The organism is Rhodococcus sp. 852002-51564_SCH6189132-a (assembly GCF_001665495.1).
Lineage (GTDB): Bacteria > Actinomycetota > Actinomycetes > Mycobacteriales > Mycobacteriaceae > Rhodococcus > Rhodococcus pyridinivorans.
Map to the genome: position 1 here is coordinate 20,855 of NZ_LZMJ01000012.1, position 9,971 is coordinate 30,825.

The 9,971-nt window shown below is 67.1% G+C and carries 6 protein-coding genes and 2 pseudogenes; 3 read left to right on the top strand and 5 right to left on the bottom strand.

Going from position 1 to position 9,971, the window contains the following annotated elements:
- Positions 1–102 precede the first annotated feature (102 nt).
- Positions 103–414, top strand: coding sequence for a putative quinol monooxygenase (locus A5767_RS01900; RefSeq protein ID WP_006247389.1), 312 nt, complete (start codon positions 103–105; stop codon positions 412–414).
- Between the two features lie 649 nt (positions 415–1,063).
- Positions 1,064–2,345: pseudogene (locus A5767_RS24085) on the top strand (IS1634 family transposase); the annotation flags it as partial.
- 75 nt (positions 2,346–2,420) lie between these two features.
- On the opposite strand, the gene A5767_RS01910 reads toward A5767_RS24085, so the two are convergent.
- From A5767_RS01910 to A5767_RS01920, 3 genes are read right to left on the bottom strand one after another with little or no spacing between them, the layout of a single operon-like run.
- Positions 2,421–4,226, bottom strand: a complete 1,806-nt coding sequence (locus tag A5767_RS01910) for an oleate hydratase (protein WP_006550365.1) — start codon at positions 4,224–4,226, stop codon at positions 2,421–2,423.
- Positions 4,227–4,271: 45 nt separating this feature from the next.
- Positions 4,272–5,129 carry a 3-hydroxyacyl-CoA dehydrogenase gene (locus A5767_RS01915; protein WP_006550366.1) on the bottom strand — a complete coding sequence of 286 codons (858 nt, stop codon included), beginning with the start codon at positions 5,127–5,129 and terminating at the stop codon, positions 4,272–4,274.
- A 13-nt stretch (positions 5,130–5,142) separates the two neighbouring features.
- The gene (locus A5767_RS01920) at positions 5,143–5,829 is read right to left on the bottom strand and encodes a TetR/AcrR family transcriptional regulator (protein WP_230811593.1); all 687 of its coding nucleotides are present in this window, start codon (positions 5,827–5,829) and stop codon (positions 5,143–5,145) included.
- Positions 5,830–6,019: 190 nt separating this feature from the next.
- Between A5767_RS01920 and A5767_RS22355 the strand changes: the two are divergent.
- Positions 6,020–6,220 (top strand): annotated as a pseudogene (locus tag A5767_RS22355) (ISL3 family transposase); the annotation flags it as partial.
- A 350-nt stretch (positions 6,221–6,570) separates the two neighbouring features.
- Here A5767_RS22355 and A5767_RS01925 read toward each other — a convergent pair.
- Together A5767_RS01925 and A5767_RS01930 are read right to left on the bottom strand one after the other, a co-directional pair.
- On the bottom strand, positions 6,571–8,415 hold the full coding sequence (locus tag A5767_RS01925; RefSeq protein ID WP_064851522.1) for a siderophore-interacting protein: 1,845 nt from the start codon (positions 8,413–8,415) through the stop codon (positions 6,571–6,573).
- Between the two features lie 89 nt (positions 8,416–8,504).
- Complete coding sequence (locus A5767_RS01930; RefSeq protein ID WP_331712085.1) at positions 8,505–9,881, bottom strand: AMP-dependent synthetase/ligase; 1,377 nt, start codon at positions 9,879–9,881, stop codon at positions 8,505–8,507.
- Positions 9,882–9,971 lie beyond the last annotated feature (90 nt).

Genomic DNA, 9,971 nt, shown 5'->3' on the forward strand with positions numbered 1-9,971 from the left:
GAACAATAGCAATACTGTCGTATACGCCACTCCCCACCGGCCCTCGCTCGTCATACGCTGAACTCGCCCCACGAAGAACCCCGACTTCAAGGAGAACCCCTCATGTCCACACCAGCATCACTTCCGTATGCATTCGTCGCCAAGATCGTCGCGGCCGATGGACAGCACGACGCGCTCGCCGATCTGCTCGCCGGCGCTGTCGCACTCGCCAACGAAGAAGTAGGAACGATTGTCTGGTTCGCGGCTAGGACCCACGCCGACACCTTCTGGATCTTCGATGCATTCCCCGACGAGGCCGCTCGCGACGCCCACGCCAACGGCGCCATCGTCGCAGCCCTGATGGCCAACCAGCACCTCCTCGGCGCAGCACCCGAGATCCTGGCGGCCGACGTCCTCGCGTCCAAGCTCCCGTAGTCCGCCAACGCACGAGACGATCGCGCCCCGCCGAGCCGTCGGACCCGACCGCCTCGACACCCGCACCACGTTGACGATCCCCGACGGGCCGATCACGAGGAGGCCAGGCAACACCAGGCGCAAGCCTGGAGCGGCACTGTTTCACCGGTGGTCATCGAGAGAGCCAGCGCGGTTCCATGGCAGCGCAACTGTGTCAACTTGCCCTCCGTCCCGCGAGGCGCCGTGGGCGGGTCGTGGTTGCGATCCGTTGCCGTGACGGGAGACGCGTTGCGCGTCGCAGCGATGACGGGTCGTTGGCGTTCCGGGGCGTTGCGTTCGTGCGCGCCGCGCGTGCGGCATGGAGCATCTCGCTGCGCACACAACGATCGCTGCGCCGACGCACCGTTGACACCTCGCACGTCCAGGTCGCGACACAACGCCACGCTGCGTTGCCGAGCGGAGCGAGGCCTATCGGCACACGGGCAGGATGCCGGCCCGAGCGCTCAGCCGGCGAGGGGTCCGTCGCAGAGGAGAGCGACGTCGGTGTCGGGCAGAACCGTGAGGCCAGCGCATCGCGCGACCACCAGAACCGAACCGCCCCTGCCCTGCGTTTGCGCAGGTCAGGGGCTGTTCGCCGGAGCCGCCTGTCGGAATCGAACCGACGACCTAATCATTGATCGAGATTGCTAAGCAACGAATCAACGCTAACCAGCACGAACTCGATCTCGGGCTGGAGGATCGAGCCTCGGCGGTGATCGATCTGCCCGCCAGCACGGCAGCCGTAGTCAAACGCTCGTCGCCACGAATTTTGTGGCAGGGCTTGGCTGGCAGCTACGAGCGCCTGGGGTTGGGCGTGGTGGCGGATTCGGTATTCCGCGACCTGGTACTGGCCCGTCTGGTCGAGCCGACGAGCAAACTAGATTCGGTACGGGTGCTTGGGCGCCTTGGCCTAGATCCCCCGCACGTCAACACGCTTTACAACTGTCTGGGTCGGGTAATTGCTCGCGACTACCGCACTCTCATCGCGGCCGCTTGTTGGCGCCACGTCACGGCCGCCGGCGGCCCCGGCGTCGCCCTGCTGGTCGCCCGGGACGGATTCCCGCTGGACGTGCACGTTTTCGAGGGCAACAAGGCCGAAACCAAGACCTTGATCCCGGTGATTACCGCCTTCCAGGAGCGGCACGCAATCGCGGACATGGTCGTCGTGGCGGACGCCGGGATGCTTTCAGCGGCCAACCTCAACGACTCGAAGACGCAGGTCTACTGTTCATCGTCGGCTCCCGCACCTCCAAAGCGCCCAAGGAGCTCGAAGAGCACTTCGGTCGCCGCGGCAACGCATCGACGACGGCGAGATCGTGGAGCTGACCCGCCCGATGGGGCAAGGCCGCGACAGGCGCGACCGCCGAGTGGTGTGGCATTACAAGTGGGAGCGCGCCCAGCGGGATCGCCGCACGCTCAGCGCGCAGATCGACCGTGCTCAGCGAGTGGCCCACCGGGCCGAGCCCTTGAAGAAGCAGCGGTTCGTCAAGCTCATCGGACAGAACGTCACTTTGGACGAGGCCTCGATCGAACGGGCTCGCCAAGCGGCCGGATACAAGGGGTACGTCACCAATATCGACTCGACGATCATGGATGGCCACGCCGTGGTGGCGTCGTACCACGACCTGTGGAAGGTCGAGCAGTCGTTCCGGATGGCCAAGTCCGACCTCAAGGCCAGACCGGTCTTCCACCGGACCAGGGATTCCATCGAGGCGCACTTGACCGTGGTGTTCGCCGCGCTGGCGGTTGCCCGATACCTGCAGAACATCACCGGCGTATCGATCAAGAAGGTCGTCGGCGCCCTCGAACCCCTGCGCACGATCGTGGTCGCCATCGGCGACCACGAGATGATCGTCGAGCCGAGCATCAACGACGACGCCCGCAAACTCATCGATGCGATAAACGCGGGTCACCAAAAGTTGTGGAACTCAGGCCGGAGATCGGCGCGGGGTGATCCTCGCTCGGTGGACGGAGTCAGCGTCTGCGGGTCAGGCTCCGGCGTCATCGGCACGGACTCGTTTCGTCGTGCCGTCGAGCTCGGGGATGACTCCGAAGTCGGTGAGGAGTTGTCCGATCTGAGTGTGGTCGAGGTGCTTGATGATGCGGTTGCCGACGAACTTCGGGCCGGGGAGCTCTACCTCCTCGCCGTCGCGCAAGCGCGCGGTGGCCTCGAGCAGGAACCTGAGATCATAGGTGGAGTTGAACACCTCCGGCACGCCGCGATCGATGCCCAGCAGCTGGTAGGCGGCCTCCATCGCAGTACGCACCGAGTACTCGGTGGTGAAGATCGTGTCGCGCGTGGTTTCGGCGAACTGGCCGATGAACGCGAAGTTCACTGCGCCCTCGGGCACCACGTCGGGGCGGTCACCGGCGGTGCGGGGCATGAAGAACGAGGTGACGTAGGGCATCATCACAGGCACGGTCTTCGCGCCGTTTGCCGCGAGCTCCGGGATGTCCTCGACGGGCACACCCAAGTGATAGAGCCATTCTTGGGTGATCTCTTCGCCGGTCGACTCCTGCATTGTCTTGCCGGTGAAGTCGCCGGGCACGTCTACGAACAGGCCGTAGACCCACACGACGATCTCGTCGGGTGCTTGCGCTTTGAAGTGCGGCTGGCGGTTGACTGTCCAGCTGAGCAGCCAGGACGAGTCTTTCGCGGTGACGATGCCGCCGGTGACGATGTTGCCGGAGAACGGGTCGCGCTTGGCGATCTTCTTGATGTACCTCGGGATCTCAGGGCCGATGGTGGTGACCGTCGCTGACTCCCACTTCGTCTTCGAGATGTCGCCGCAGAACACCTCGGGGCGTCCGAAAGAGGGGTGCTTGGCCGCGATGCGCCGCCACAGGTCCCACGCCGGCGCGGGACCTTCGTCGAGTCTGGCCGCATTGTGGTGGGTGCCGTCGTCGGAGTTCTCTGTGAGCGAACCGATCGTGGCGAGCACGAGGTCGTCGGGACCGAGGTCGACGCCGCCGGGCACGCCGCCCTTTGTCCAGTGGATGCGGGTGGCCTGTTTACGGTCGCCGTCGAAAACGAAGTCGATGTCGGTGACCTCGGTGGAGAACTCGAATCTCACGCCCTGGTCCAGGAGCCAGCGGTACATGGGCAGCACGAGCGATTCGTACTGGTTGTACTTTGTGAACTTCAGCGCCGAAAGGTCGGGGAGCCCGCCGATGTGGTGCACGAACCGGTGCAGGTAGAGCTTCAGCTCGAGTGCGGAGTGCCAGTTCTCGAACGCGAACATCGTCCGCCAGTAGAGCCAGAAGTTGCTGCTCAGGAACTCTTCACCGAAGATCTCGTCGATGCGCTTGTCTTCCATCTCCTCACGCGAGGCGAGAAAAACCTTGACCAACTCCTTCTGAGCTTTCTCGCTCAGGCCGAACTCATTGTTGGTGACGAACTCCTCGCCCTGCCGGTGTGTGACCCGGTTGAGTGAGTAGTTGGGGTCGTCTTTGTTGAGCCAGTAGAACTCGTCGAGGACGGATCCGTCGACCTCGAGCGACGGGATGGTGCGGAACAGATCCCAGAGGCACTCCATGTGGTCTTCCATCTCGCGCCCGCCGCGGATGACAAACCCTTTGTCCGGCTTCTTGATACCGTCCAGCGCGCCGCCGGGCAGGTCCAGGCGCTCGAGGATTGTGATCTTGTCGCCGGAGAGTTGCCCGTCGCGGATCATGAACACCGCCGAGGCCATCGAGGTGAGCCCGGCGCCGACGAACCAGGCGGTCTTGTTCTCGACTCCCTCGGGCTTGCGGGGGCGGGCGAAGGCTTCGTAGTTTCCACTGCTGTAGTACATCTGGCTTGCACGTCCTCTCGTGGACTGTTCTGCCGCGGTCGTGGGTCAGTTGTAGGTGTAGAAGCCCTCGCCGGTGGCGACGCCCAGCTTGCCGTGGTCGATGTACTCGCTCTTCAGCCAGGCCGCGAGCGCCTGGTCCTCCTCCCCGCCGTGGGCGAGGATGTTGTACGGGGTGACCAGGCCGATGACATCGGTGATCTGGAAGGGGCCCATCGGCGCTCCCGTGCCGATCCGCCACACGTTGTCGATGTCCTTCGGCTCGGCGTATCCGCCGGCGGCGAGTGCGTACCCGGCGTTGAGGAACGGCACCAGTAGCGAGTTGAGGACGTAGCCGGACTTCTCCTTGTACACGGGGATCGGAACCATCCCGATGTTGCCGGCGAAGGCGACGACCTCGTCGAACACGGCCGGATCGGTGTCGGCGGTGCCCATCACCTCGGCGGTGTTGAACTTCCAGACCCGGTTCGCGAAGTGCAGCGCGAGGAACTTGGCGGGGCGTCCGGTGGAGTCCTTGAGGTCGCTGGGCAGAAGTGTCGACGAGTTCGTTGCGAAGATCGTCTTCTCCGGTGCGAGCTCGCCGAGCCTTCGGTAGGTGTCCTGCTTGATGGACAGTACCTCGGGGATCGCCTCGATGACCAGATCCGCGTCCGCGACCGCGTCGGCGAGGTCGGAGGAGAACCGGACGCGGGTGAGCGCCTCGTCCGCCTTCCCCTCGGCTGCCCCCGCGACTCCGTCGTCCTTGTAGGTGGTGACGAGAGCGTCGAACCGCTTCTTGGCTGCCTCGATGGCATCGCTGCTGATGTCGTATGCGGTGACCTGGAAGCCGCTGTAGGCGGTCTGGAAGGCGATCTGGGTGCCGAGGACTCCGGTTCCCAGGACGGTCACGTGTGTGATGTTGCTCATTGTTCTGTTTCCTTCATTCCTTCTCGGGCGGCGGATCCGGCCGCCGGGGTGTGTGCAGCACGCCGGTCACGATGAGCGTGACCTGACGTCTGAGGTCGTCGATCGCGTCAGCCTCGGGGATGTCCGAGGCCGTCATCCGAGCGATCGCGAGATGAGTGACGGCGAACAGCGAGGATCCTGCGACGCGTGCCTCCCCGTCGCTGAGGGTCGGAGCGGCGCGTCGTAGCGTGTCGGAGAGGGACGCCTCGAGCTCGAAGATCAACGCCATGCCCTCGGCCCGGAACTTCGCGTCGTGAGGGCCGAACAGCAGCTCCCGCTGGTACGCAGCACTGTTCTCCGGCTCACGTGCGGCAGCGACGACGAGGGGGTGCAGGCGGGCGAAGACCGCGGCGGCAGGATCCGGCGTCAACGCCGCACGCGCGGCGCCCTCATCTATCGATGCCCGGAGTGCCTCGTTGTAGACCATGAGCAGCAACTCGCTCTTGGTCGCTGCGTACCGGAACAAGGTCCCCGCTGCGACCCCGGCCGCGGCGGACACCTCCTGCGTCGTCACCGCGGAGAACCCGCGCGCACGCAACAGATCGGACGCGGCGCGAAAGATTCGCTCCCGCTTGAGCCGCATGTTCTGCTCGCGGCGGGACTCTATCTCCCGAACGCCCGGGCGCCGTCCGCGCTCTGAAAGCTGCTGCACCTCGCTCACATTAATGAGTGTACTCATTTTCTTGCGGACCGCAAAGGGCGTACGCACGCGATCGGCGACAGGTGTGGCCGGTGTTGTGGCTCTTCGCAGTTGAGGGGGTGGGTGGCTGAGCGCGTCGGTCGCCGGATGAAAGTCGAGGCCTTCCGATGATGGAAGTTCTCACACTGACCATCCGCCGGAAGACCTCGACGTGCACCACGCTACCTTCGCGCCCCCCGACCTGACCGTCTTCTGACACCTCGACGAGCTCGGTCTTGTGGCCGTCGGTCAGCTGCTCGAGCCGGATCGCGCGGTGATCGAGTGCCGCGTCGCCGAGCCGGACCCGTGGTGCCGGGGATGCGGTAGCCGGGCGCTCTCGCGCGGGACGGACACGCGGCCTCTCGCCCACGAGACATCCTCGCGTTCTTCGACCGGACCGGCACGTGCAACGGCCCGACCGGGACCGTCAACGGGTGCCTGGAGCGCCTCCGCGGCTCGGCCCTGAACTTCCGGAACCTGACGAACCTCATCCGGTCGAGACAGCTGAGGAAGGCTCCGCCTCGGTGCGCCTGGTGGACACGCACGCTTCGAATGGCCCTGTGGCTCGCGACCATCCGTGCCAGCGCTGGGGCAAGTTTCGACAAGCCTCCCGCTAGGTCCACCGTTCGGAAGACATTCCTCGCGGGAGACTTCCTCGCAGCAGCTCTTCTCGTCGTTCTGCAGCGGCCCCGCGCGTCGCGAGGCCGCTGCATTCTCACGATCTCAGCCCGCCGAGCCGGTGGACGTGTACAGCGTCATGCCCCAACCCACCGTCGTGCGCTCGGGTTCCGCGAGGCCGGCCGCCTCGAACAGTGCCAGGTGGTCCACGTGCGTACGACCACCGCCGCCGCTGAGCGCGAAGTCGACGAGATCGTCCTCGTAGTCGTGCTCACCGGCGATGTCGTCGAGCACAGTGCCGAAGACGAGGACCCGGCCGTCCGGATTCAGTCCCGCCGCTGCCTGCTGCAGCACGTGCACGGCGTCGGCATCGGGCAGTTCGTTCAACCGCCCGGTCAGCAGCACCGCGTCGACCGGTTCGGGGCGGGTTTCGAGCATGCTGCCCGGCGTATAGGCGACGCGCTCGTGCTCGCCGTGGACGCGACGCAGGACCTCGATCTCCGACGGCGCGGCCACCACGGTTGCCCGTACCGACGGATTCGCCGTGACGAGGGCGTGGGCGTAGGAACCGGCGGCCTCACCGGAGACCGCGATCGTCGAGACATCGGAGGGCACCTTCGCCGCGAGGGCACTGGCGAAGTAGACGGCCATTTCGGCTTCCTGCTCGTACCGATCCGTCAGGAGAGCGGTGTCGTCTGTGACGCGCTGCGCGAAGCTCTTGCCGAACCGATGTGCGTCGTCCCCGCGACCCGTGCGGACGGCAGCGAGCAGTGCGAGCATGCCCGCCAGTTCCCGCTGCGCGTGCACACCGTCGAGTCGCAGTTCCTCGAGGTGGTGGTCGTCCTCGAGTTCACGGCCGACGCCGGTGAGCCGGAACCGGCCCTCGCCCAGATCCTCGGCCACCCCCACGGCGACGAGATAACGGAGAAGTTTGCCCAGACCGGTGCGGTCGGTCCCTGTCTTGGCCACGAGTTCGTCGAGGGTGCGCGGCGACGCGTCGAAGGCCGCCGCCAGTCCGATGGTCGCTGCGACCCGCAGCGCGAAACCCGGTGCGATATCGGCCAATTCGTCGAAACGGTCGCGTTCGTCCTCGGTCGCCTCGAAATCGGGCAGGGAGGCGTCGGCCTCCGACACCGCGACTTCCTGACGACGCCAGTAGCCAGTGACCTCCACCTGTTCCTTCGGCAGGCCCTTCTCATTGCGCAGCCACCGCCGGATCGGGGTGAGCGTGAGGGCCTCACCGGCCACCCACGCGAAGACGGTGCCGTCCCACCACTCGGCGGCCCGGAGGGCATCGAACAACAGGGTGGTCGTGCCCGGCTCGGCGCCGTCGCGGCTCAGCCAGGTCAGCTCCACACCGGCGGGAACGGGAAGATCCTGCCGATTCGAGTCGTCGGCGATCTCGACGAAGATCCGGCCGCGTGCACCCTCCGGCCAGTTCTCGAGCCAGCGCCCGATGGCCGGCAGCGCCGTCTCGTCGCCTGCCACGAGCGTCCAGTCCACGCCCTGCGGGTGTCCGGCCGACGACTTCGGTCCGGCGATCTGGATGGTCTCACCGGGTTCCGCGCGGTACGACCAGCTCGACGCGGGACCCACGCCGTGGCGCACGAAGTCCACGTCGATCTCGCCGGCGACCGGATCCCAGCGCCGGACGGTGTAGGTGCGCATGAGCAGCTTCGGATCGCGCGGCCAGTTCACCACGCCGTCGGCCTGAGTGGGGCCGAGGGCCTCGTCGAGTTCGGGATGCTTGAACATCAGCTTGAACTCGTCGTCCACACCGTCGGACCGGAACGCCTCCACCGGGAATCCGTTCGGCGCGACGTGCGCCCGCAACTGTTCGCCCCCGAGGGTCACCCGCCGCATCCCGGGGCTCACGTCCGTCACGCGGAGCACCTTCAGGTACCGCGTGGTGATCGGGAAGACCTCGAGGGGGCGAAGACTACGGGCCATGGGTGCGTTCTCCTCGGCAGGGGATCGTGGACGGCGGAACGACCGGTCTCTCCGCCCGCGCGGTGACCTGCGTTTAGGCGAACCTTACTTCAGAGGGCATCCGTCTGCCGCGACCCGTCCTGGCCCGCGCGACGACCGTTCGCGTACATCTCGTCGACGAGACTGGCGTACCGGGCGAGCACGCGATCCCGGATCGGACGCCCGGCCGGGTCGAGATCGTCGGTCTCCGGCGGCTCGCTCACCGTGACGAAACGGCGGATGCGTTCCCACGGATCCGATCGGGCGTCGAGCTGTTCCAGCGCGGCCGCGACGACCGGTTCCGGCGCGGTGGTGAACACGAGACCGACGCAGTACGGGCGCAGCTCCCCGGCCACGACGAGTTCGCTGCCCGGACACATCCGGCGCCAGCGGTCGGCGAGCGCGGTGGGGCCGACGTACTTTCCGGTGCTGGTCTTGAAGGTGTCCTTGCGGTGCCCTGTCACGACGACGAATCCGTCGGCGTCGATCTCGGCGAGATCGCCCGTGTGGAACCAGCCGTCGGCGTCGAGCGCGGCGGCACTCTCCGCGGGATCGTCGTGGTAACCGGTCATCACTCCGGGACTCCGAATGAGGAGTTCGCCGGTGTCGGCGATCCGGACCTCCGTGCCGCGCAGTGGTCGGCCGACCGTGCCGGGGCGGTGCGCGCCGAGCAGGTTCGCGCACGACGGTCCGGAGGTCTCCGTGATCCCGTAACACTCGAGCACCGGTACACCGAGCTGCTCGAACCGCCGGGCGACGTCTTCGGACAATCGCGCCGATCCGGAGACGACGAAGCGGAGCCGACCCCCGAACTCGTCCCGTTCCAGCCGGGCGATCTTCTCGAGCACGTGCGGGACCGATCCCAGGAAGGTCGGCCGGACCGTGCGCAGATTCGCGGTGACGCGGTCGGCGCGACCGTCGACGGCGGTGCTCACACCTGTGTGCATGGCCATGAGCAGCAACGACCGGCCGAAGACGTGCGCGAGCGGCAACCACAGCAACTGACGGTCGGACGACGAGATCATCCCGGTCTGCGCGACGGCACGGGCGCCGTAGGTCGTGCCCCGGTGGGTCAGGCACGCGCCCTTGGTGCGGCCGTCCTCGCACGCCGTGTATATCAGCGCGGCCTCGTCGTCCGGGGACAACGCCGCGATCCGTCGCTCCACGACGTCGGGGTCGGTGCGCAGCAGACGGCGCCCTTCGTCGGCGAGCTTGTCGAGTCCGTCGATGCCCAGGACGTCGGTGGCGGCGACCGGCCGGTCGGCGACGGTGAGGACGGTGTGCGCACGCCGGATCTGCGACCGCACCTCGTCGTCGCGGGTCGCCGGGTAGATCGGGACGGTGACGCCGCCCGCGCACGCGATCGCGAGGTCGGCGACGACGGTCCGATAACAGGTCGTCGCGCAGATCGCGACCCGCGATCCGGCTCCCACACCCCGACCGATCAGTCCCGGGGGGGGGGGGGGGGCCGCGCCCCGGGCGGCGGGGCCCCGCGCGGGAGCGCCCCCGGGGCCCGCCGCCGCCCGGCGCGCGGCGGC